At 38.0% G+C, this 23,228-nt stretch carries 22 protein-coding genes and 1 other RNA gene; 7 read left to right on the forward strand and 16 right to left on the reverse strand.

Going from position 1 to position 23,228, the window contains the following annotated elements; genetic code table 11:
• Window positions 1-128 precede the first annotated feature (128 nt).
• From CPS_RS17050 to CPS_RS17085, 8 genes are all read right to left on the reverse strand, one after another.
• Window positions 129-1,292, reverse strand: coding sequence for an ATP-NAD kinase family protein (locus CPS_RS17050; protein ID WP_011044560.1), 1,164 nt, complete (start codon window positions 1,290-1,292; stop codon window positions 129-131).
• A complete protein-coding gene (locus tag CPS_RS17055) occupies window positions 1,279-1,848 on the reverse strand; it encodes an elongation factor P hydroxylase (RefSeq protein WP_011044561.1) in 570 nt (189 codons plus the stop codon). The genes CPS_RS17050 and CPS_RS17055 overlap by 14 nt, the downstream gene beginning before the upstream one ends.
• A 245-nt stretch (window positions 1,849-2,093) precedes the next feature.
• Window positions 2,094-2,426 carry a Na+/H+ antiporter subunit G gene (locus CPS_RS17060; protein WP_011044562.1) on the reverse strand — a complete coding sequence of 111 codons (333 nt, stop codon included), beginning with the start codon at window positions 2,424-2,426 and terminating at the stop codon, window positions 2,094-2,096.
• 10 nt (window positions 2,427-2,436) lie between these two features.
• The gene (locus tag CPS_RS17065; protein WP_011044563.1) at window positions 2,437-2,706 is read right to left on the reverse strand and encodes a K+/H+ antiporter subunit F; all 270 of its coding nucleotides are present in this window, start codon (window positions 2,704-2,706) and stop codon (window positions 2,437-2,439) included.
• Window positions 2,700-3,236: a Na+/H+ antiporter subunit E gene (locus CPS_RS17070; RefSeq protein ID WP_011044564.1), complete on the reverse strand. Its 537-nt coding sequence runs from the start codon at window positions 3,234-3,236 to the stop codon at window positions 2,700-2,702. The genes CPS_RS17065 and CPS_RS17070 overlap by 7 nt, the downstream gene beginning before the upstream one ends.
• A complete protein-coding gene (locus CPS_RS17075) occupies window positions 3,236-4,753 on the reverse strand; it encodes a monovalent cation/H+ antiporter subunit D (protein WP_011044565.1) in 1,518 nt (505 codons plus the stop codon). Before CPS_RS17075 ends, CPS_RS17070 begins: the two co-directional genes overlap by 1 nt.
• Entirely contained in the window at window positions 4,750-5,121 is a 372-nt protein-coding gene (locus CPS_RS17080; protein ID WP_011044566.1) for a Na+/H+ antiporter subunit C, read from the reverse strand. The genes CPS_RS17075 and CPS_RS17080 overlap by 4 nt, the downstream gene beginning before the upstream one ends.
• Window positions 5,121-7,913: a monovalent cation/H+ antiporter subunit A gene (locus CPS_RS17085; protein WP_011044567.1), complete on the reverse strand. Its 2,793-nt coding sequence runs from the start codon at window positions 7,911-7,913 to the stop codon at window positions 5,121-5,123. Before CPS_RS17085 ends, CPS_RS17080 begins: the two co-directional genes overlap by 1 nt.
• Window positions 7,914-8,194: 281 nt before the next feature.
• Between CPS_RS17085 and CPS_RS17090 the strand changes: the two genes are divergently transcribed.
• Window positions 8,195-8,662 carry an Lrp/AsnC family transcriptional regulator gene (locus CPS_RS17090; protein WP_011044568.1) on the forward strand — a complete coding sequence of 156 codons (468 nt, stop codon included), beginning with the start codon at window positions 8,195-8,197 and terminating at the stop codon, window positions 8,660-8,662.
• Window positions 8,663-8,762: 100 nt separating this feature from the next.
• On the opposite strand, the gene dnaJ is transcribed toward CPS_RS17090, so the two are convergent.
• The 4 genes from dnaJ to grpE form a co-directional block, all read right to left on the reverse strand.
• Window positions 8,763-9,899 carry a molecular chaperone DnaJ gene (gene dnaJ, locus CPS_RS17095; RefSeq protein ID WP_011044569.1) on the reverse strand — a complete coding sequence of 379 codons (1,137 nt, stop codon included), beginning with the start codon at window positions 9,897-9,899 and terminating at the stop codon, window positions 8,763-8,765.
• 221 nt (window positions 9,900-10,120) lie between these two features.
• The gene (gene dnaK / locus CPS_RS17100) at window positions 10,121-12,037 is read right to left on the reverse strand and encodes a molecular chaperone DnaK (protein WP_011044570.1); all 1,917 of its coding nucleotides are present in this window, start codon (window positions 12,035-12,037) and stop codon (window positions 10,121-10,123) included.
• A gap of 217 nt (window positions 12,038-12,254) precedes the next feature.
• Entirely contained in the window at window positions 12,255-12,749 is a 495-nt protein-coding gene (locus CPS_RS17105; protein WP_011044571.1) for a TlpA disulfide reductase family protein, read from the reverse strand.
• Window positions 12,750-12,917: 168 nt separating this feature from the next.
• Entirely contained in the window at window positions 12,918-13,547 is a 630-nt protein-coding gene (gene grpE, locus CPS_RS17110) for a nucleotide exchange factor GrpE (protein WP_011044572.1), read from the reverse strand.
• Window positions 13,548-13,704: 157 nt separating this feature from the next.
• Between grpE and nadK the strand changes: the two genes are divergently transcribed.
• The 3 genes from nadK (at window position 13,705) to CPS_RS17125 (ending at window position 17,048) form a co-directional block, all read left to right on the forward strand.
• Window positions 13,705-14,586: an NAD(+) kinase gene (gene nadK / locus CPS_RS17115; protein ID WP_011044573.1), complete on the forward strand. Its 882-nt coding sequence runs from the start codon at window positions 13,705-13,707 to the stop codon at window positions 14,584-14,586.
• Window positions 14,587-14,734: 148 nt separating this feature from the next.
• Window positions 14,735-16,420: a DNA repair protein RecN gene (recN, locus tag CPS_RS17120; RefSeq protein WP_011044574.1), complete on the forward strand. Its 1,686-nt coding sequence runs from the start codon at window positions 14,735-14,737 to the stop codon at window positions 16,418-16,420.
• Window positions 16,421-16,613: 193 nt separating this feature from the next.
• Window positions 16,614-17,048, forward strand: coding sequence for an outer membrane protein assembly factor BamE (locus CPS_RS17125; RefSeq protein WP_011044575.1), 435 nt, complete (start codon window positions 16,614-16,616; stop codon window positions 17,046-17,048).
• A 105-nt stretch (window positions 17,049-17,153) separates the two neighbouring features.
• Here the strand turns inward: CPS_RS17125 and CPS_RS17130 are convergent, their stop codons facing one another.
• Both CPS_RS17130 and CPS_RS17135 read right to left on the reverse strand, forming a co-directional pair.
• Window positions 17,154-17,549, reverse strand: a complete 396-nt coding sequence (locus CPS_RS17130; protein ID WP_011044576.1) for an RnfH family protein — start codon at window positions 17,547-17,549, stop codon at window positions 17,154-17,156.
• Window positions 17,550-17,551: 2 nt separating this feature from the next.
• Complete coding sequence (locus CPS_RS17135; RefSeq protein WP_011044577.1) at window positions 17,552-17,992, reverse strand: SRPBCC family protein; 441 nt, start codon at window positions 17,990-17,992, stop codon at window positions 17,552-17,554.
• A gap of 498 nt (window positions 17,993-18,490) precedes the next feature.
• On the opposite strand from CPS_RS17135, the gene smpB reads away from it, so the two are divergent.
• Together smpB and ssrA are read left to right on the forward strand one after the other, a co-directional pair.
• A complete protein-coding gene (gene smpB, locus CPS_RS17140) occupies window positions 18,491-18,979 on the forward strand; it encodes an SsrA-binding protein SmpB (RefSeq protein ID WP_011044578.1) in 489 nt (162 codons plus the stop codon).
• Window positions 18,980-19,117: 138 nt separating this feature from the next.
• Window positions 19,118-19,467, forward strand: a transfer-messenger RNA (tmRNA) gene (gene ssrA / locus CPS_RS23040).
• Window positions 19,468-19,840: 373 nt separating this feature from the next.
• On the opposite strand, the gene CPS_RS17145 is transcribed toward ssrA, so the two are convergent.
• Together CPS_RS17145 and CPS_RS17155 are read right to left on the reverse strand one after the other, a co-directional pair.
• Window positions 19,841-20,965, reverse strand: a complete 1,125-nt coding sequence (locus CPS_RS17145; protein ID WP_011044579.1) for a DUF3083 family protein — start codon at window positions 20,963-20,965, stop codon at window positions 19,841-19,843.
• A gap of 570 nt (window positions 20,966-21,535) precedes the next feature.
• Window positions 21,536-22,216, reverse strand: coding sequence for an NAD(P)H-binding protein (locus CPS_RS17155; RefSeq protein WP_011044581.1), 681 nt, complete (start codon window positions 22,214-22,216; stop codon window positions 21,536-21,538).
• A 426-nt stretch (window positions 22,217-22,642) separates the two neighbouring features.
• Here CPS_RS17155 and CPS_RS17160 point away from each other — a divergent pair, with 426 nt between their 5' ends.
• Window positions 22,643-23,200 (forward strand): phosphoribosyltransferase, encoded by a 558-nt coding sequence (locus tag CPS_RS17160; RefSeq protein ID WP_011044582.1) that lies wholly within the window; start codon window positions 22,643-22,645, stop codon window positions 23,198-23,200.
• The last annotated feature ends 28 nt before the right edge of the window (window positions 23,201-23,228 follow it).

The raw sequence follows: 23,228 nt of genomic DNA on the forward strand, positions 1-23,228 counted from the left end.
GGTTTGTGAAGTAGTTGTACCGATAAAAATCAGGGCAAGCTGCTCGATATTACAATAGCTTGCTATTGGAGTTGAGAGCAACGCAGTCTTGAAGCTTTTTACCTGCACAGTGATTCATAATTTAATTATTATTGAGGACTAGCAAGGGGATAAAGCACTTGGTCTTTATAACCGGTCGTTATGGGCATAAACCCAGAAAGCTCTTGATCGAGTTCAATATCACCAGTATCACTAATTAATGGCTTATTATTCAAAGCTTCTAATTTAGCCTTAGTCGCCAGAATAGTAATATTATCACTACCACCGGATTGAGCTAAAATAGTACGAATAATACGAGGACTTAGTTGCTGATTACCGCGACCAAAAACATGTCCCTGTCCACCAATGAGGGTTATGACAAGTTTGCTTAAACCGTCATAATCTGTAATAGCTTTATAGAGTTCAGCTTCAGTTACATCAGAGGCAGCAAGTGATTGTTCACTCACAATATCAACACCTAGCAAAGTATTTTCTAAGGCTAGTTCACTCATTAAAAAAGCAGTGGTAGAGCCAGATCCAATGATAAACTGTCGATCATCATACTCATTCATTTCTTCAATAACATTGGCAGCAATATCTTGTAGCACCAATTCGTCACTTTCTTTTCCGCCTGATTTAACTGCTTGCACGTATCGCAGCTCACTTGGAATTTTCATCTCACTATATCGCTTTGCTTTGACGATGCCTTGTCTAAATAAACTTTCGTCTATATCCATCACATCACCAGTAGTTAAGGTGACTAATTCCTTGGTAACCATCAATTCAATAATACGGCCTGCAGCTTTTGGCGTAATAGCATAAACACCAGAGTGAATTTTACAACCTGCAGGTATACCTAAAACGGGTACTTGCTGGTAATCATCATCACTAGCCACTACATTAGCAATATCTCGAGCAGTACCATCACCACCGGCGAATAAAATAATGTCCACGCCATGTTCTAATAACGCTTCTACCGTTAATTGGCTATCGTTACTCTCGGTATGCTTTTGCTTTGCTTGATAAAGTACTTCTACTTTAAAACCCAAATCACGGGCGCATTGCTCACCCATAAGATCATTGGCGGTATAAATAACGATGTCATCTTTGTAAGGTAATAATACCTCAAGCGCTAATGTAGCCCTCGCGTTTGCTTGAGGTTTCGCTCCTAGGGCTAATGCGTGCATTGCCATGCCGTCACTTCCCTTAAGTGCAACACTACCACCGATGCCTGCAATAGGATTGATGATAAACCCCAGTTTAAAATGTTTCATATTCATGTTCCTTTTCACTATTTCCTACATTCTCACCAAACTGCAATGCCGTTAAAGGGTAAGGTGTTTGATAAAAGTTAGTTAGTGCTTCAATAAACTGCTGTGCTCGAGATGGAAAGCCATTCTCGATAAAAATTAATACTTGTTGATGAACCTTAGCTTTGAATCCACTCAGGTCACCTTGATATCCATTGAGATTATCAGCTGAGGTATGGAATTTTCTCTGTGCTGCAACATTAAAGGCCCATTCAATCGCTTGGGGAATAACTTCAACCTGCTCAAATTTCTTTTGTTGTTTCTCATTGCGACCATCTGGAATATACCAATAACCAAAATCTTCTAACAGACGTCTTTTCTCACCCGCTTGACACCAATGCGCTATTTCATGAAAGGCACTGGCGTAATAACCATGAGCAAAAATTATTTGATGGAAAGTACAGTTATCATCGGCAGGTGCATACAAGGGTTCATCACCCCCTTTGATTAAACGAGTATTGTATTGCTTAAAAAAGACATCATCGAACAGGGAAATAAGATCTTGATAGTGGTGCTGCATAAACTAAGCTAATTAGCTGGAATTATTGTCGGCTATTATAACGAAAAATAGCGATTGTTACATTGCCATTCTTAATTAATTACTCAGGTTGATAGTCGTATTTATCGTTTTATTCGCACGCTCTTAATTACAAAGTAACCTGAGATACTTAATCTAATCCGTAATGGAAAACTATTGAACTAGAGTTTTTCTCAAAGGCCATGAGCCGATAAATGGCTCATGATAAAACAAAAAACGGTAAAGGATTAAATATCATCTTCGATGTTATCTTTACCCGAGGTTCTCTCTATACTTTCAAGCTTATGATGAATGGCAGATTTAATCATCATATAGGCACTAATCGGTGCCGTTAGTAATAGAAACAGAGAAATGAGTATTTCTTTTACACTTAATCCTGCTTGCGTAGTGCTAAAAAAGATCATGGCAGCAGTTAACAAGGCTGCCATACCGAGTGTTGTCGCTTTAGTTGGCCCATGAAGACGCATAAAAAAATCAGGCATTTTCACTAAACCAATAGAGCCAACGAGTACAAAAGAACCGCCAACTAATAATAATATTGAAATAATCCATTCAGTCATAACTTAACCCTTATTCTATAATATCGCCGCGTAGCAGGTATTTACATACTGCCACTGTACTAACAAAGCCCAACATAGCGATTAGCAGTGCAGCTTCATAATACAATGCTGTGCCCATACTCATGCCATACAAAATAATCAATGCGATACTATTTATATACATAGTATCTAGCGCAAGTATCCTATCAGGTACAGAGGGCCCTACCAATAAACGCCATATATTTAGTAATAATGACAAACCTATCATAGCGAACACAATTAAAATCACAGTTTCTAGCATTGAAATATCTCCATAAGAGGGGCTTCATAACGTTGCTTAATTGTGTTTATTAAGGCTTGTTCGTCTTTAAGATCTAAAACGTGTATCAGTAAAAATCGTTGTTCCGAATCCTGTCCTTCGATGAAAGTCTCTGTCCAAGGCAGCACCTCTGCGCTGACTGTGCCCGGTGTTAATGACACAGTACTAGCTAAAATGGTAATTGGCATACTGTGTGTTAAGTCTAACGGCACCTTGATGAAGCCAGGAGTCAGTTTTTTGGTCGGACCTAAGATCAAAATAGCAACCTGTACATTCGCAGTAACGATGTCATATAAAACCAACAGTAGATGACGTATCGCTAAACCTGGCTTGATAATTAATGGCTGCTTAGTTCTAAATGGGCTAGTCGCCAATGGAATCACTATGGCTAAGATAACAGCTAATACAATATGCCCAGCCGATACACTGTTATTTAATAATAACCAGACAAGAAATAGTAAAATGCTCAATATTGGAGCGGGTAGCCATTTAAACCGTGTATCTAACCGCATTACTGACCTCCTGAAAGGATAACTTTAATGTTGTGATTAAAATCATGTAACTGGGTAGCTGCATCAATTGCATACTCACTTAAAGGTCCAGCAAAAAAGCTCATCAATGGTGCTCCCGAAATAAGAATAATCAATGCTACTAGCTGCGCTGGATGAACGCGCTCTTGCCCTATATTCTCTGTCGCTTGAACTTGATGATGCCAAAACACAGTGCTGCCTGCTTTAGACACACCAATCAGAATCGCAAGACTTGCCAGTAAATAAAGTGGCCAAAATACAAAGGTATATTCAGCATTTAATGTAGCTTTAAGCAGCCATACTTTACCAATGAAACCAGACAATGGTGGCATGCCTATCACCGCAATACCGGCAATCAAAAAGCAAACACCAAGAAGCCTTGGTTGAGTGAGTGGAGGACCAGCAGTAATGCGATCAGCAACGTTCCCCCTTTGACGACCAATTAAGTCAGCTAAGATGAATAGTGCTGCAGTGACCAACGTTGAGTGGACTAAGTAATAAATAGCTGCAGAGCTGGCCTCAACGGTTTGAACAGCAACTAAAGCGACTAAGGTTCCCACCGACACAATCACTAAATTGGCGGCTAATTTCCTTAAATCCTTACTTGCTATAACCCCTATGGTACCCATAGCAATAGTAGCGAGTGCTAACCACCACAACCAACTTTGCGCCATATGACTCAATTCACCGGCTTCATCGCCAAAGATTAACGTATAAACACGCATCATTGAGTACACGCCAACTTTTGTCATTATTGCAAATAATGCAGCGACAATAGGCATCGCTGTAGCGTAAGTATTCGGTAGCCATAAATGTAGCGGTAACAAGGCGCCTTTTAAAGCAAAAACCACCAACAGCAACAAGCCACCTATTTTAGCTAGGTAAACATCATCACCTTGTAAAAGTGCAACTTTCTGAGCCATGTCAGCCATGTTCAGAGTCCCTAAGACCCCATATAGAATACCCAGCGCAATCAAGAAAACCGCCGAGCCAACAAGGTTCATAATCACATATTGTAAAGCCGCACGGGTATTCTTTTTATCTCCACCGTGCATTAGTAATGAATACGAGGCAATGAGCAATACTTCAAAAAATACAAATAGATTAAAAGCATCACCCGTTAAAAATGCGCCATTTACCCCTAAAACTAGAAAATGTACCAGTGGATGGAAGAAACTGCCTTTATCATCATCTCCTGCACATGCATATAAAACACATACAATACCAAGTAGTGCGGTTAAGCAAGCTAACAAAGTAGATAAAGGGTCGGCTACTAAAACAATACCAAAAGGGGCACTCCAATCGCCGATTGCATAAACTTGCGTACCGTCAACTTGAACTTTTAATAACAAAGCCAACGATGCTAAAAAGGTAATTATACTTAATACGACCGAGGCAACTCTTCTGATAGCTATACTTTTACCGCAGGGCGGCATTAATAAAATAACCGCTGCCAACATCGGCAATAATACGGGGAAAGATGTCAAATGCTGGATCATACTTTACCCTTTTTATTTTTATCGTTATTTTTATCACTATTCTTATCGAGCACCAGACCATCTACATGATCACTTCCTAAATCTGCTCGCCCTCTGATGGCTAAAATAACCACAAAGGCCGTCATAGCAAAACCAATAACAATCGCAGTTAACACTAAAGCTTGTGGCAGTGGATCAGCATATTGAGGACTAGTTCCTAGTACAGCAGCTTTATTAAGGCTAAGTCGCCCTGAAGAAAACAAGAATAAATTAACCGCGTAAGAGAGCATAGTTAGCCCTAATACAACAGGGAAAGTTCTAGAACGTAATATTAAAAATACGCCACAAGACACTAAAATCCCAACGCAAGATGCGTAAAGTAACTCCATTAAATCTTCACCCCTTCTTTAGGCGCATTTGTTGTTAATTGACCTAGACTTGCTAAAATCATTAATGTCGCACCAACGACCGTAAAATAAACACCTACATCAAATATCAAAGCACTAGCGAGTTCTATTTCCCCAATAAAAGGAATATCAAAGTAATCAAACCACGTTGTCATGAAAGGTCTTCCAAAGAACCAACTGCCAACCCCGGTAAATAACGCAATAATAATCCCTGATGCAATAATCTTGCGGTAATTAATGGTTAAGCGCTCTGCAATCCAGTTTGAACCATGCGCTATATACTGCAAGATAAAAGCGATTGCCGTCACTAAACCTGCGATAAATCCACCACCGGGCAGATTATGTCCGCGTAGGAAAATATAAAACGACACCATTAATGCCAACGGCAGTAATGACTGAGAAATACTCGCTAATAAAATAGGGTAGCGTTCTTTCGCCCAAGGCCGCCCTTCACTATCATGACTTGGCATAATTAATGGTAAGTTGACTAACAGTTTTGAAATACCTAATGCTGCAATACCTAGTACACAGATCTCACCTAAAGTATCAAAGCCACGAAAATCGACCAAAATAACATTAACAACGTTAGTTCCACCGCCACCTGTTTTAGCATTCGCTAAAAAGAAATCAGAGATAGATTCGAGAGGACGGGTAATTAAGGCATAACAAATACTACTAACCACGATACCCAAACCGGCTGAGATGCCTAAATCGCGTAATACACGAATCGAGCTAGACTCTTTTGGCGAGCGTTGCGGTAAGAAAAATAATGCCAGCATCAGTAAAACAATGGTGACTACTTCAACTGTTAATTGGGTCAATGCTAAATCAGGTGCTGAGAAACGAGTAAACGCGACAGACACCATTAAACCAACAACCGAAATCATCAACAGCGATATCATACGAGTGCGATACCAAATCACAGTACTAATAGCACCAATCATTAACAATGAAGCACCAATTGCGTTATGAACATCAATTGGAGTAAGTTGTTTTTGTCCGCCTAACTGGCTCATTTCAAATAATGGCCAACCAGCGAAAAACAAGACAACAACAAACATTAAGATTAAATAGCGTTGTAAAGAACCGTTTTCAATGGCGCATATTTTACGTTGGCACCACTTTGTCACGACATAAATGCTGCTATCGAAGGCTTTTTTAGCGTCCAAATTAGGCAATGAAGCATGATATTGATATAAATAACGGCGCTGTGTATACAGTAATACACCACCGGTTACTGCGATGGCGCTCATCAAGAGTGGTAAGTTAAAACCGTGCCATAGAGCAACTTTAAACTCAGGTACATATCCACCGATTACAGCAAAGGACGCTGCTTTTAAAATATCGTCAACAATAAAATTTGGAAATATCCCCACGACTAAACATAAAGCAACCAGTATCTCAATTGGCACTCTCATATAACGAGGCGGTTCACTGGGTTGTCTTGGTAGATCAATCGGGTCACCATTGAAGAAAACATCGTGAATAAAGCGTGCCGAATAAGCCACCGCTAAAGCACCTGCAACAGTAGCAAGAACTGGAATAAGCCAAGACATAGACCCAAGTAATTGTTGATGTAGCGTTTCAGCAAAAAACATTTCTTTAGATAAGAAGCCGTTTAATAATGGCACACCAGCCATCGCCGCCGCTGCCACCATTGCCAACGTTGCAGTATAAGGCATAAATCGCCACATACCGTTGAGTTTTCGCATGTCACGCGTACCTGTTTCATGGTCAATAATACCGGTCGCCATAAACAAAGAGGCTTTAAATGTTGCATGATTAATTATATGGAATATAGCGGCTACTGCTGCAAGCTGAGTATCCAATCCTAATAATAATGTGATTAAACCTAAATGACTGATGGTCGAATAGGCTAATAAACCTTTTAAATCATGTTTAAATAACGCTACATAAGCGCCAAATAATAAGGTGGTTAGTCCGGTTAAACTGACAAGAATAAACCATAGGTCTGTACCAGCTAAAGCAGGATAAAAACGTGCTAATAAGAAGATACCCGCTTTAACCATGGTGGCCGAATGCAGGTAAGCACTTACCGGAGTTGGCGCGGCCATCGCATGTGGCAACCAAAAATGAAAAGGAAATTGTGCTGACTTAGTAAAAGCACCTAGCAGTACTAATATCAAGGTTACTTCATACCAAGCATGTGCTTGAATAATGTCTTTACTCTCTAAAATAATATCTAAATTATAACTACCAACGATATTACCCAATAAAAGCAAACCAGCGAGTAATGCCAAACCGCCACCACCAGTTATGGCTAAGGCCATTATTGCACCTTTACGTGCTTCAGCTTTATGCCACCAATAACTAATTAACAAAAACGAGCTAATACTGGTAAGTTCCCAAAAAAACCACAGCTGTATGATATTGTTTGACATGACAATACCAAGCATCGCGGTCATAAACAGCATCAGATAAGCATAAAGCTTGGGCATAGAGTCTTTACTGCTTAGGTAATAACGAGCATAAAAGATAACTAATATGCCTATGCCTAATATCATAAAAACAAACAACAGCGCTAAGCCATCTAAACGAAAGGCGATGTCTATACCCAGTAAAGGGATCCACGAAATAGTTCGACGAATAACTTCACCAGAAAAAACTGCTGGCGCTAAGCTAATCGTCATTAATAATGCGATGATCGGCATTAACATGGTCAAACCAGTCGATTGATTACGCGTTAATTTACCCGTCATTGAAGAAATAATACTGCCAAGTAAGGATAGCAAGGGTATCCAAAGCAAAGTCATAGAGTAAACCTTATAGTTTTTATAATGAGAAGTAATCGTATCGAGAGATGTAGCCATAATATGTCAAATTACATAGCAGTGGCAAACATTATAAATGTGAAATTTTGTAACGACTTTATCACGACATAACACAAGATTTTAGACTTAAGTCTAAAAATAATTCGGATAATTTAATTATTTACGTCAATAATTCAAATAATACACTTATTTCACTAGTCGCACTACCTGCATTAAGTGTAGTATTTACTTTAATGAAGCAGTAATAAACTTATAGGTGATAAATGAAGAAGCTCGATAGCATCGATTTACAAGTATTGACCATACTATATGATGATGCAGATATTACGAATAAAGAACTTGCAGCCAAAATAGGTATTGCCCCATCTACATGTTTAGAGCGTGTTAAGCGCTTAAAACTAAGTGGTGTAATTAAAGGTGCGTTTATCGATGTTAATTTAAAAACTATCGGCGGTAATATAGAAGCAATTGCAGCAATTCGTTTACAACCCTATTCTGAGCAGATTGTTAATGGACTGCGTGACGATTTATTAATGCACCCTGAGATACTCAATTTATACCACATGGGTGGTAGTTATGATTACTACATTCATATGTCAGTAAAAGATAGTGAGCATTTACGTCAGTTTGTTTTTAAAAATATTACTTCTCGTGATGAAGTGACGACCGTAGAAACATCATTAGTCTTTGAACACAGTCGCAGTGGTATTTTACCCAATTTTGACGAGTAACTATTAACCCATAATTGTTAAAAGTGCCTCATAAAAAATCCCGCGTTATTTAACAATAACTGCGGGATTTTTATTTTGACGCTCTAATTAGCTATAAGTACTAGCTTTTAAGATCATCAAAAAATTTCTTAACACCGTCAAAAAAACCGGTTTCTTTTGGACTGTGTTTCTTGCTGCTACTCGCCATTTTTTCTTCTAATTGACGTAATAAGTCAGCCTGATCACCTGATAAGTTAACAGGCGTTTCAATAACGACTTTACACATCAAATCACCGGTAGTAGAACTACGTACAGACTTAACGCCTTTACCACGCAAACGGAACATCTTACCTGTTTGTGTTTCTTTAGGCACTTTCAGCTTAACTTTACCACCAAGCGTCGGTACTTCAATATCACCACCTAAGGCAGCAGTAACAAAGCTAATAGGCACTTCACAATATAAGTGATTTTCATCACGAACAAATATTTCGTGGTCTCGTACATTTACTTGTACATATAAATCGCCTGCTGGTGCGCCATGTTCTCCGGCTTCACCTTCACCTGATAAACGAATTCTATCGCCAGTATCAACGCCCGCTGGAATTTTAACTGATAACGTTTTCGTTTTCTCCACACGCCCTTGACCACGACATGAAGTACACTTATCAGCAATAACTTTACCCTTGCCACTACAAGTAGGACACGTTTGCTGAACAGCAAATAACCCTTGACGCATTTGTACTTGGCCGTGGCCATGACAAGTGCTACATGTTTTAGCTGAAGTGCCTTTCTTAGCTCCAGAGCCATCACAAGGTTCACAGCTAACATACGTCGGTACTTTAATTTCTAAGCTTTTACCCTTAACCGCATCTTCAAGTGATAAATCTACGTTATAACGTAAATCTGAACCACGTTGCTGACGCTGACGTCCACGACCACCGCCGCCGCCTCCAAAAATATCACCAAAAATATCGCCGAAGTCTTGACCAAATCCACCACCATGACCACCGCCGCCGCCACCGTTACCACCTTGTTCAAAAGCAGCATGACCATACTGGTCGTAAGCAGCACGCTTTTGGTCGTCATTGAGGATTTCATAGGCCTCTTTAACTTCTTTAAACGTTTCTTCTTTAGACTTATCACCTTGAGTACGGTCTGGGTGATATTTCATTGCTAATTTTTTATAGGCTTTTTTAACTTCTTTCTCAGAGGCGTCTTGGCTAACCCCTAATGTTTCATAATAATCACGTTTTGACATAAATCGGTTTCTTTACTTCAAGTTGATTGAGACTAATTTTCTTCATTTTTTGGTGAGCTACACAATAAAAATCAAGAAAATTAGCACCAAGTTAAAATTATGTTCGAATACTTTACATACAAAAAGCGTCGAGAAATATCGACGCTTTATTTTGATGACATAGTCTAACTCTTTTGCTTGCTAAGATTAAGTAATAAAACCTAACCTTAGCGAATCAAAAATTACTTGTCGTCTTTAACTTCTTCAAACTCAGCATCAACAACATCGTCTGCAGGAGCTGCGTCAGCTTCTTGAGCACCTTCAGGAGCGCTTTGAGCTTGTTCTTTAGCTTGAGCAATTTCCATTAACTTAGCTGATGCTTCCATAAGTGCTTGAGTTTTAGCTTCAATTACTTCTTTATCATCACCTTTAACTGCTTCTTCAAGCTCAGTTAATGCTGCTTCAATTTTTTCTTTATCTTCGCTTGGTAACTCTTCGCCTGCTTCTTCAACTTGCTTGCGAGTCGCGTGAATCATGCCATCAGCTTGATTACGTGCAGTTACTAGCTCTTCAAATTTAGCATCAGCATCAGCGTTAGCTTCTGCATCACGTACCATCTGCTCTACTTCTTCATCAGATAAACCAGAAGAGGCTTTGATAGTGATTTTTTGCTCTTTACCAGTATTCTTATCTTTAGCCGTAACGTGCAAGATACCATCAGCATCAATATCAAAAGTTACTTCGATTTGTGGTGTACCACGTTGTGCTGGTTCAATACCTTCAAGGTTAAATTGACCTAAAGATTTGTTTGCTGAAGCTTGCTTACGCTCACCCTGACAAACATGAACAGTTACTGCAGCTTGGTTATCATCAGCTGTAGAGAAAGTTTGTGATTGCTTAGTTGGGATAGTAGTGTTTTTGTCGATAACCTTAGTCATCACACCGCCCATAGTTTCGATACCTAATGATAGTGGTGTAACGTCTAATAAAAGAACGTCAGTCACATCACCAGAAAGAACACCCGCTTGAATCGCCGCACCAGAAGCTACTGCTTCATCAGGGTTAACATCTTTACGTGGCTCTTTACCGAAGAAATCAGTAACAGTTTTTTGAACTAGTGGCATACGAGATTGACCACCAACTAAAATAACATCATCAATCTTGCTTACTGATAAGTCTGCATCTTTAAGCGCTTGTTTAAGCGGCTCTAATGTTGCTTTAACCATATCTTCAACTAGTGATTCTAACTTAGCACGAGTCACTTTGATGTTCATGTGCTTAGGACCTGAACCATCAGCAGTGATGTAAGGTAAGTTTACATCTGTTTGTTGTGCTGAAGAAAGTTCACATTTAGCTTTTTCTGCTGCTTCTTTTAAACGCTGCATTGCTAAAGGATCAGACGTTAAGTCCATGCCTTGGTCTTTTTTGAATTCAGCTACAAGGTAGTTGATTAAACGGTTATCAAAATCTTCACCACCTAAGTGAGTATCACCGTTAGTCGCTAATACTTCAAAAGTGTGTTCGCCATCCATTTCATCAATTTCAATGATTGAAATATCGAATGTACCACCACCTAAATCGTAAACTGCAACAACTTTGTCACCTTCTTGTTTGTCCATGCCGTAAGCAAGGGCAGCAGCAGTAGGTTCGTTGATAATACGTTTGACTTCAAGACCAGCAATACGACCAGCATCTTTCGTTGCTTGGCGTTGTGAATCGTTAAAGTAAGCAGGTACAGTAATAACAGCTTCAGTTACGGTTTCACCTAAGAAGTCTTCAGCAGTCTTTTTCATTTTCTTAAGAACTTCAGCTGAAACTTGTGGCGGAGCAATTTTCTCGCCTTTTACTTGAACCCAAGCATCACCGTTATCCGCTTTAACAATACCAAATGGCATAATATCGATGTCACGTTGTGTTTCTTTATCTTCGAAACGACGACCGATTAAGCGTTTAATTGCATATAAAGTGTTTTCTGGGTTAGTTACAGATTGACGCTTAGCAGGTTGACCTACTAATGTTTCGCCTTCGGCTGTATAACCAATAATAGAAGGAGTTGTACGATCGCCTTCTGCATTTTCAATAACACGTACACTGTCGCCATCTAAAACAGCAACACATGAGTTAGTTGTTCCTAGGTCAATACCAATAATTTTGCCCATCTTGGGAGCTCCTATTCATTTAACTTTATCTACATAGATAAAGTAATTTTGATTAAATTGTTTGTTGAATAATAAGTGGGGTCAGCAAAATGCTTTTCAATAGATAAATTTAAAAAAAATGGCTTTTTGTTAAGATTTAAGCAAAAAATGAAGGGAAACAGGCAATGTTACTAGAGAACATTACCTTTAGTGGAGTTTTGACTCGAAATTTACATTATCAATTATTTTTAATTATTTCTTGTAGCGCTAGATCAAAACGAGGATCAGCTTTGTCTGAACTTGATGTTTTCCAAATTATTTCATTTTTACGATTAATGAAAAATGTTGTTGGTGTTCCTCTAACGCCATAAAGTTTAGCAACCTCTTCCCCCATTACTCCTGTTAAAAAAGAGTAACCTCTGCGATTAATTTCATCTTGAGGCTTTGCACCCTCGTCTTCATTAAAGCTAATTGAGATGAGTTCTACACCTTGTGCTTGATATTTTTTCTGCAAGGCAACTAACGTCGGTTGTAGTTTTTTACAATAAGGACACCAAGTTGCCCAAAAATGTAAAATGACTGGCTTGTTTTTATACTGCTCTAAACTAATCACTTCGCCATTTTGAGTTTTTAATTGCCAAGGTTTAGCTGTTTCATTTGCGTTTACCGTAAAACTTGCCCCAATAATAAGGCTAACAAAAACAAAAAACATCGTTCTAAAAATATGATTCATAATAAACAGGGGATAAATAAAAGAATGGTATTGTAAAAGACCTTGTTTCCCCGAAGTTATTTCAAAAATAGAAACTTTTTTTCAAAAAGACCAAAATTCAGGCAAAAAAAAAGTAAAGAGCTAAGCTCTTTACTTTTTTATTCAATCATTGTCAGTTTGATTTATTTACTACGCGGTAGCATCAACAGTTGGTGCAGCTTTAGATACCATCACCATCGCAGGTCGAATTAAACGACCATTTAACTCATAACCTTTTTGCATTACTGCAATAACAGTATTTGGCGCTACTCCAGGTACTTCTTGCATTGACATTGCTTGATGAAGTTCAGGGTTAAAAGGTTGATCTTGTGGATCAACAGCCTTTACACCAAATTTATCTAAAGAAGTAATTAAGCCTTGTAACGTTAATTCAACGCCTTCAATAACACCTTTATTACTTTCATCTTCTTTATCAATATTTTGAAGCGCTCGCTCCAAGTTATCAACGCTTGTTAGCATTTCACCAGCAAATTTTTCTAAAGCAAACTTACGTGCTTTTTCTACATCTTGAGCAGCCCGACGACGAATGTTGTCTACTTCTGCTTTAGCGCGAATAACTGAATCTTTTTGATCCGCAACGGTAGATTGAGCTGTAGCTAATGCTAGCTCTAACTCGTTAATTTTTTCTTGTTCAGCACTAATCACTTCATGGGCATGATCATGTTGATCTTCTACCTGCTCTTCAGCTTGTTGTACTATGTCATCTGCTAATTGCTCAGCACTTAACTCTTCTTTATTACTTGTTGATTCTGTTGTCATGGAAAAACCTCAATTTTATAACTCTTGGTGACATTATGGGGACTCTCTAAAATGATTCAAGCTTGATTTAAAAACATTTTGTAAAAAGTGAACTTTACAAGTGAGCAAAATCCAGCGAAACTGCTCTTAACCCTAGCAAAATAAGTAAATTACCGTTATGGCTCAACACTATAAAACTATTGGCCTTATTGGCAAACCTAATCATGATGGCGCCAGTGCCACCATACAAACATTGCACAAATACTTATTAGCGAATGAGTATAAAGTTATTGTCGAAGTTTCAGTAGCGCAATCTCTCGATATCAAAAAGATGAAAACCGGCACATTAACTGATATTGGCGAACAAGCAGATCTCGCCATTGTTATTGGTGGTGATGGTTACATGCTTGGCGCAGCGCGCGTACTCGCCTGTTTCGATATTGGCGTCATTGGTGTAAACCGCGGTAACCTAGGCTTTTTAACCGATCTTTCTCCTTCTGAAATCATAAAACCTTTAGAGCAAATATTATCAGGCAAGTCACGTAGTGAACAACGCTTTATTATAGAGGCTGAAGTTTATCGTCACGGAAAACTAAAAAGTTCAAATAGCGCGGTTAATGAAGCGGTACTCCATGCCGGTAAAGTTGCCAGCATGATTGAGTTTGAAGTTTATATTGATGGCACCTTTATGTTTAGCCAGCGTTCAGACGGGTTAATTATTTCCACACCTACTGGCTCAACGGCCTATTCGATGTCTGCTGGTGGACCTATTTTAACGCCCAACTTAAATGCACTATCGCTCGTACCTATGTTTCCTCATACCTTAACAAGTAGACCAATTGTTGTTGATGGAAATAGTGAAATCAAATTGATACTAGCCAACGATAACCATGAAAACTTGCAAGTGAGTTGTGATGGTCATGTTATTTTAACGGTAATGCCTGGTGACGAAGTTATCATCAAAAAGAGTGAGTGCAGCATTCGTTTAATCCACCCATTAGATCATGAATACTTTAACGTATTACGAAATAAATTAAGCTGGGGTAACAAACTTTATTAACCTCCTGTTGCTACTTAACTATGAGTAGTAGCCAGCATTACTATCAAAAAATAAGCAAATAGTTTCAAATAAACTTGAATAAAAGCCATTTACTGTATAAATTAACAGTTACTGGTTTTTTATTCATGCTTATTGCCAAAGGTTAACTATGCTGCTGCAACTTAACATTCAAAATTTTGCCATTGTCCGTTCATTAGATATTGATTGGCAATCAGGTATGACGACAATTACCGGTGAGACTGGCGCGGGAAAATCAATTGCTATTGATGCGCTGGGCTTATGTTTAGGTGATAGAGCAACCACTAATGTGGTTAGACCAAACTGCAAAAAGGCTGATTTAGCCGCCACATTTGAAATAAAGAAAAATAAAATGGCGCGCGCTTGGCTAAAACAACATGAACTCGTTTCTGAGCATGATAGCGAATGTATTCTTCGCCGTGTTATCTCCGCTGAAGGCCGCTCAAAATCATATATCAATGGCAGCCAAGTGCCTTTAGTGCAATTAAAAGAAATTGGACAGCTGTTAATTAATATCCATGGTCAACATGATCACCAGCTTATCGTTAAAGCGAATCAACAGTGTCGTTTGCTTGATAATTATGCCAACCACACACCTTTGTTAAGTGCAGTAAAACATTATGCCCAGCAGTGGAATAAGCTTAATAAAGAATTAGAAATGCTGCAGCAAAGCAAACAACAACGTGAAGCTGAACAACAACTCATCCAGTACCAAGTAACTGAACTGGACGAATTTTCATTACAACCTGATGAGTTTTCAACACTAGAAAAAGATTATAAACGCCATAGTAATGCGCAAGATTTATTGGACTCAACGCTAAGCACATTACAAAGCCTATCCGAAAATGATAATTTCAATATCTTAGATGCACTTAGAGAGTGTAGCGAAAATATCAATTCAATCGCACGCGTTGATAATCAATTAACTGATGTAGCCACTATATTATCAGATACCTTAATTCAATTAGATGAAGCAAATAACGATTTAACGCACTATTATCAGCAATTAGAACTAGACCCTCAAAATTATGCGATCATTGAAGAGCGTTACTCTACCGCAGTGCAGTTGGCCAAAAAACACCAACTGTCACCAGAAAATCTAGTTAACTTCCATAGTGAATTAAAACAACAGCTCGCTTCAATATCTAATGATGAAACCCGCATTGATACAATTATTGAAGAATTAGAGCAGACTAGAATTCATTATAATGAAAGCGCTGAACTGTTATCAGCATCAAGAGAAAAATCAGGTAAAAGCCTGAGCAAGCTGATCAGTAAAAGCATGCAAGAACTGAACATGCCCCACGGACAATTCTTTATTGCCGTTGAGAATAATAAAAAACAAGAAAATGGCAAAGAAACTATCAATACCAATGGTAGTGATACTATTAGCTTTCAAGTTAGCATTAACCCAGGGCAAGCGCTTGAGGCTATGCATAAGGTTGCCTCCGGTGGTGAACTATCTCGCATCAGTTTAGCTATGCAGGTTATTTTGGCCGATAAAGTGATCACGCCAACACTAATATTTGATGAAGTTGATGTCGGAATTAGTGGCCCAACAGCGGCTATGGTAGGTAAAAAGTTAAAGCAGCTATCTAAAAATACTCAAGTAATTTGTGTTACCCATTTACCCCAAGTGGCATGTAAGGGACATCAACAACTCTTTGTGAGCAAATTGACTGATGGCGAACTCACTGAAACTAAAGTAAGTGAACTAAGTGAATCAAATCGGGTCAAAGAAATTGCTCGTTTGCTTGCAGGAGATAAAATATCTCAACACAGTTTAGCAAATGCGCAAGAGCTATTAGCCAGCTAAGCTCATTTACACACACCGTTTTAGTAAAAAGGGATCCGATAACAGGTGAACTACCTACTTTCATTGTCGTGATGCAAATAGAGTTTTTTTAACTGATGTAATAAATAGCTTTGAATCCGTGCTGGGCTTGGGTATTATCCCTGCTCACACTTTTAGCCTGTTTTTTTGAGCTACTTAAAGGTAAATAGATTTTATGTATTTTCGCGTTGCCATTGTTATTACTGCCCTAACCTTATCAGCCTGTTCTAGTTGGGTTTTTCGTTACGATGTTCCCCAAGGTAATTACCTTGAACAAAAGAGCATTGATAAATTACAAGTAGGTATGACCAAGGAACAGGTTAAATTTATTTTGGGTAGCCCTGTTGTTGTAGATGCTTTCAATAATGATACTTGGAATTATGTCTACAAGTTGAAGTCTGGCCGAAGCAAAGATTTCGATATGAAAAAGCAATTTATTATTAACTTTTCTAATGACAAGTTAGTCTCAGCTTCAGGAGACTTTGAGGTATCTGATAATTTTAATACCCCTTTCAATGCGCCTGTAGTAGAAACTGAAGCGGCAAATGACACTGAGCTCAATGAAGAAGCAAAGGCTGTTGTTAAAAGTAAGACTATTAACGGTAAATAGATAACAAACAGTTAATGAGCTCTTTACCTTGGTAAAACTTGGGTACAAAAAAACGGCATGAATGCCGTTTTTTTTATGCCTATTACAAACTAAATATTTGTAGAGCTATTTATTGGCGTCAACTCTCAAAGGGTTTACACGACCACCTGTTGTTTTATCAGCTCGCCCTTCTAATTTCGCTTTTTCCGCTCGACGCTTTCTAACATCCTTAGGATCAGCTATCAATGGACGATAGACTTCAATTCTATCGAGATCGTTAACGACTTCAGATAGTTTTACTGCCCTATTCCAAACACCTACTTTGTTAACTTTAAGGTCAATTTCAGGAAATAAAGTGATAACGCCCGAATCGAGAATGGCTTGCTCTACAGTAGAACCTTCTGCAACCAATAAGGTTAATATTTTTTGTTTGTGTGGAACACCATAAACAACTTCTATGGTTACCCTGTCATTGTTCACTGAATCATCAAGACTACTTAACTCGCTGTTTTCGAAAGTCATAATTACACATTAACTCCGTAAATTTCTTTTGCTCGCTGGGTAAAAACTTGCACTAAGCTATTACTAAAATGGCCAAATACTTTACCAAAAGCCAAAGAAACAAGTTTATTAGAAAACTCATACTCTAACTCTAAACTAACCTTACAAGCTTCATCTGATAAAGGCGTGAGTAACCAATAACCTTCAAGTTTTTTAAAAGGGCCATCAACAAGTGACAAATGAATTTTTTCATTAGATATCAAGGTGTTTTTAGTTGTGAACCACTTACTTAACCCACCTTTAGAGACAAGTAACGCTGCTGTTACTGACTGCTCATCTTGGTCTATAACCTTACTGTCATTACAATCTGGTAAGAACTTAGGATAGGCTGGGATATCGTTTATTAACTGGTACATCTGATCAACACTGTACATAACTAAAGCACTACGACTTATGGTTGGCATTACTACTCCGCATGTTGCCCCCATTCAATGCCCGACATGATAGCAAAACCTCACAAAAAGCGCATCAGACCAATTCTATTAAATATATTCATAACTCAGAACTACAGTAGTGAGCTTAAAACAAGAAAAATTATTTAAACATAGTTATTCTATATTTCATTCATTTTGTGATGTTATCAGTTTACTAATGAGTTCCCGAAGGGCGAGTACCTAATCAAGAGTAAAGGCTTACATGCGGTGTTATTAATTTCGACAAGGACGCTGCGTGGATGAAGCTTATTAGATAATGCAGGAGCAATTATCCTGAACAACCATTCTCTTCAATCAATGCCTTGCCTCTAAGACTTTTAATTCTCGCTGAGTGAGAGATATCTTAATAGATTTGGTCTAAATCCATAAATTTTCATCCTAAATAGGATTTTCTCATGCAAAAGAAATTTATTCTCAGTATAATCACCGCGTTTGCTGCTTATTGCGGCAAAGGAATGGATGATAAAGATGGCTAAGAAAAAATCAAAAAGCTCTAACAGTAATACTATCGCTTTAAATAAAAAAGCGAGGCACAACTATAGCTTAACGGACAAGTTTGAAGGCGGAATGAGCTTACAAGGTTGGGAAATTAAGAGTATTAGAAGTGGCAAAGTAAATATTTCTGACTGTTACGTACATATTAAAGACCGTGAAGCTTATTTATTAGGAGCTGAAATATCTCCTCTGAATGCTGCTTCTAGTCACGTTGTATGTGATCCAAACCGTGATAGAAAATTATTACTTAACCGAAGAGAGCTAGATAAAATCATTGCAGCTGTTGAACGTGATGGTTACTCTTTGATTGCAACGGCTATGTACTGGAAAGCCTGTTGGGTGAAACTCGAGTTTTACTTGGGTAAAGGTAAGAAAGATCACGACAAACGTTCCGATATTAAAGACAGAGAATGGGCTGTTGATAAAGGTCGTTTAATGAAGAATAAAAACTTAGATCGATAATTTGTTAGGCTGTTTGTTAGGTAAGTGGTTAAAAAATACCACGTTGTCTATTTAACTTAAGCGTTGTATAATGCGATCCATAGGTATATCGAACCTATAATTGTAAAAATAATAGAAAATGTAGAAATGTTAAACTTTGGGGCGGATCTAGGATTCGACAAGATTCATGAAACTCAAGGTGCATGCCCAGGGGCGGTTTGCCTGGTAAAAAGCCGCAAAACTATAATTGCTAACGACGATACGTTCGCACTAGCCGCTTAGGCTAGCCATCGCCTTGAAATCTCTCCTATTGGTTAGAGGATCGATGGTCACCCCAAATAGGATAGCGAGGGAAGCACGCTTGAGGCTGAACCGCGAAATAGTATCAAGCTCACCATGACGAAGCCTGTCGCTTGGCGTCTAATTGGTTAAATAAATGAGCGACTAAGCATGTAGTACCGAGAACGTAGGCTTTTTGGACGGGGGTTCGATTCCCCCCCGCTCCACCAAAGAAACCTTTTGAAAATCAATAGATTGCAAAAGAATATTTTATCGATGTCCCATTTACGTCCCTAGCGTATATGGGAATACATAAAAAAATAGAGAATAAAAAGAAAAGGATGCTTCGGCATTCTTTTTTATTGTCTGAAATATGCCGTACAGGCCTTTATTTTAAAAGGTTTTGATTGGGGTTATCTAAAGGGTAAAGCAAAGAATACCCATAAAACACCCCTGATTTAAGACTATTCGAGCTCTAAAAATAAAAAATCCAACACTTGTATTGGATTTTTGTTTGTTAGCTATTTATTCATTAACAGAGCCAACTTAAGCAGGCACTATGTTACTTATTGAGTAACCTTGCTTATTCCGAGCTGAGATGAATTAAACATTCAACATAATATGTTGGTGTACTCGAACAATAATATCATCACTTTCTTTTTTCCAATTTACTTCATCAGAAAACGCTCTTACTGCCGTAATAGCTTGATTGACGAACTTGCCATAATTATGGTGAGTTTCATCACTTTTATCAGCAAAAAATACAAAGCGTAAGGTATCAACTAACCGATCAGCTTCCCAATGCACACAAAAACGTCTTTCAGCATTGTTTGGATTAACCCCTATCGATATTAGCTCACCGGCAACGTTTGTTGTCTCATCTTCATCATAACGAACAAAGGGTGATACACCGTTAGCTATCATCGCAGCTTGGTTAATTTGATTGGCATTACAGGAGTTATTAAAAGCACTTTCAATTTTTTGATAAAGCTTGCTAAATGGTTCATCCGACAAATAATCAATGTCTGCGCCTTTTAATAAACGACGTGCCATAGGTATACTCGCAACTACATAAGTTATCGAAGTATGATCCTTGGAAATACTCTGGTTTTGACTTTCATACCTGTCAGCTATTTCTCTAAAGGTATGGCTAATAGAGTTAGTATCGCCTTTTTCTTTGGCAAAAACGTCAAAGGTTAAATGTTGGTGATCTCGCAGCTTAATTTCATTTTCAGCTAAACCAATTTTTTTCGAGATATCTTTGATTGCTTGAGAAACTTTAAAATGGAATTTACCGGAGTTTACTCTTAATTCTTGTCCTGTGGCTAAGAAAAGTATTTTAACTTTTCTAGCGCGAACAGCGCCATCAAAATACCCTTTAAAAGTACTATTATGCTCAGGGCAGTAAAAGAAAAATGACTGCTGTTCTGTATGTAAAACTTGTTGTTCACCACTATAACGCACTCTAACTAAACGGTTATTCGCAACAAAGTTTACGTGTGAAAGTCCATGTTCCTCGACGATATCAAAAACTTTATGAGACAAGGATTGATAGAATTTTTGATAGGGTTTGTCTGCCGTTTTATCAATACCACCGCAGACTAAGTCTATTAAATTATCCGTTAGCGGGATCTCAGCTAAAATATATTGATTATCACGCGAGTCACTTGGTACATATACTCGCTCCCCTGATCTATGTTTTTTTAAAATTGATGAAGTTCGTCTCATATTTCCTTTTTAACCTTATGGTAAATTAAGTATCTGAAATAATGCTATTACCTTTTATAGCATACAAAAACGAAAGATTTCGTACTATCTATAAGTAATTATAGATATATTTTAAATTTCATATTTTCATAATCAGAGTTTCTAGACATAAAGCCTCCAAAAAAAATCACAGTGACATAACCTTTAATAAAAGCAATTTGATCACATGTATAAAAAAGACAAGAGATAAACCATAGCCTTACGCTCTGATCATTTATATGCCTAGTTGATCTACTCCATTTAACGTCACAATGTAAGATAAACTTGACCAACAAAGTGATATAAACAAGACGGTCACTGCGACCTTAAGCTTGGTAGTGCCTAGGCGTACCGCAATTAAAATTCCGAGAGGAAGACCGATCAAAATTGGCGTCAAAGCCAACCCCAAAAGAGCAGACTTATCTGGAAATATCATGGTAGCAATTAGAGAGGCCGCAATAACTAAAAGCTCCTTCTTTTATAAAGAGCCCAATTTTGGTCAACGCTTGTTATTCTTTCAACTTCTTGTTGAAAGTATGAAGTGGGATCTAATTACATGCATAAATTAAGTATTTGAGGTGTTCTTATGTGTTCTATCCGTTTGCTAATATTATTACTTCGTTGAGTCGCTAACTGAATAATAGCCTCTGCGACATCATGTGCTTTTACTGGTTTAAAATCAGCCAACACACCAATCATTAAAGGACTTACCATATTCAAAACACATTGAAGTACTTTCTCATCTTTTCTTGTTTCTTCACGAGAGCCGACTAATGAGCCAGGGTGCATAAATGTGATTTTTTCAAACTCAAGTTGTTGTAACTCTGCCTCCATTTCACCTTTGCAACGAAGGTAGTGCGAACGAGAGCTAACAGAGGCACCTAAACAAGAGACAACAATAATATGTTTCACCCCGAACGAGTACATGTCTTTGGCGACTTTAACCACTAAATCGACATCAATCACTCTAAGTTTTTCTTTGCTTCCTGCTTTTTTCAAAGTTGTTCCTAATGTGATCACACCGATAATTGGCGAGTTAGTTACATCACCTTCAGAGGGTATTGATAAATCAGGACTCAACCATTGAGTCAGCTTGCTATGCGCTATTGTTATAGGGCGACGTGATAGAGAGTAGATGTGTTCAACACTATCATTGGCTAGTGCTATCTCTACAGTTGATTTACCGATGAGCCCAGTCGCGCCAGCTAGTACGATTGATAAACGGTTAGGCATAATATCCCTTAAATAAATAGTTATTTGCTTAAATTCCCTAAAAGAACAATAACACTACATCCAAAATAAATCAGTCAGTCTAGTTATGCATTGTGATCATTTGTAACCCTGAAGGATCTTGAATGCATTAGCTAATAATTGATTAATGAACTTTATGAGGGTTGGGATATCATTTAATCCCGAAGAATAAACGGGAGTTTTTATTCCTTTTTCACAAACTATTAAGCACGAATAAAATTATGTTCAGAGCATCCTCCTCTACGCCTACAGCTTAAAAAACTAGCTCAGTACTTCCCTTTTAAAGCGCTTCAGTTTGATATAATCGATACCCTTGTTATTTATAAGCACTCAAGCAGTACACTATTTTTAATTGTCGGGTTATAATCAGTCCTTAATTTATAATTTGTTAACAAGGTTTCCTCGGCAATGGAAAAACGTTTTATTACTGCGCAAGAATTATTAGAAGATTCTTTTCGTGTAGCCGCTAAAGTATTTGAAGATGGCTTTCGCCCTCAGTTTATTGTAGGTATTTGGCGTGGCGGTGCACCAATTGGTATCGCTGTTCAAGAGTATTTCGATTTCAAAAAAATAGAAACGGATCACATTGCTGTTCGTACTTCATCTTATTACGGCATTAACCAGCAAAGTAAAGAGATCAAAGTTCACGGCCTACATTACATTATTGAAAATGCTAATTCAGGCGATGGTTTATTAATCGTTGATGATGTTTTTGATTCTGGTCGCAGTATTGATGCCTTAATTAAACAGTTAAAGCAAAACATGCGTAACAATATGCCTCTTGATGTTCGTGTTGCTTGTCCTTGGTATAAGCCTCAAAACTCAAGAGTTGATTTTGCTCCTGATTACTACATTCATACTTCTGATGAATGGTTAGTTTTCCCGCATGAATTATCAGGGTTAACACCTGATGAAATCATCAACGGTAAAAAAGATTTAGCCAATATTCAGGATTTATTAGTTTAACGGCGACTTATCTAGCTCTAGATAAATG

This window comes from Colwellia psychrerythraea 34H, assembly GCF_000012325.1.
GTDB classification, from domain to species: Bacteria; Pseudomonadota; Gammaproteobacteria; order Enterobacterales; family Alteromonadaceae; genus Colwellia; species Colwellia psychrerythraea_A.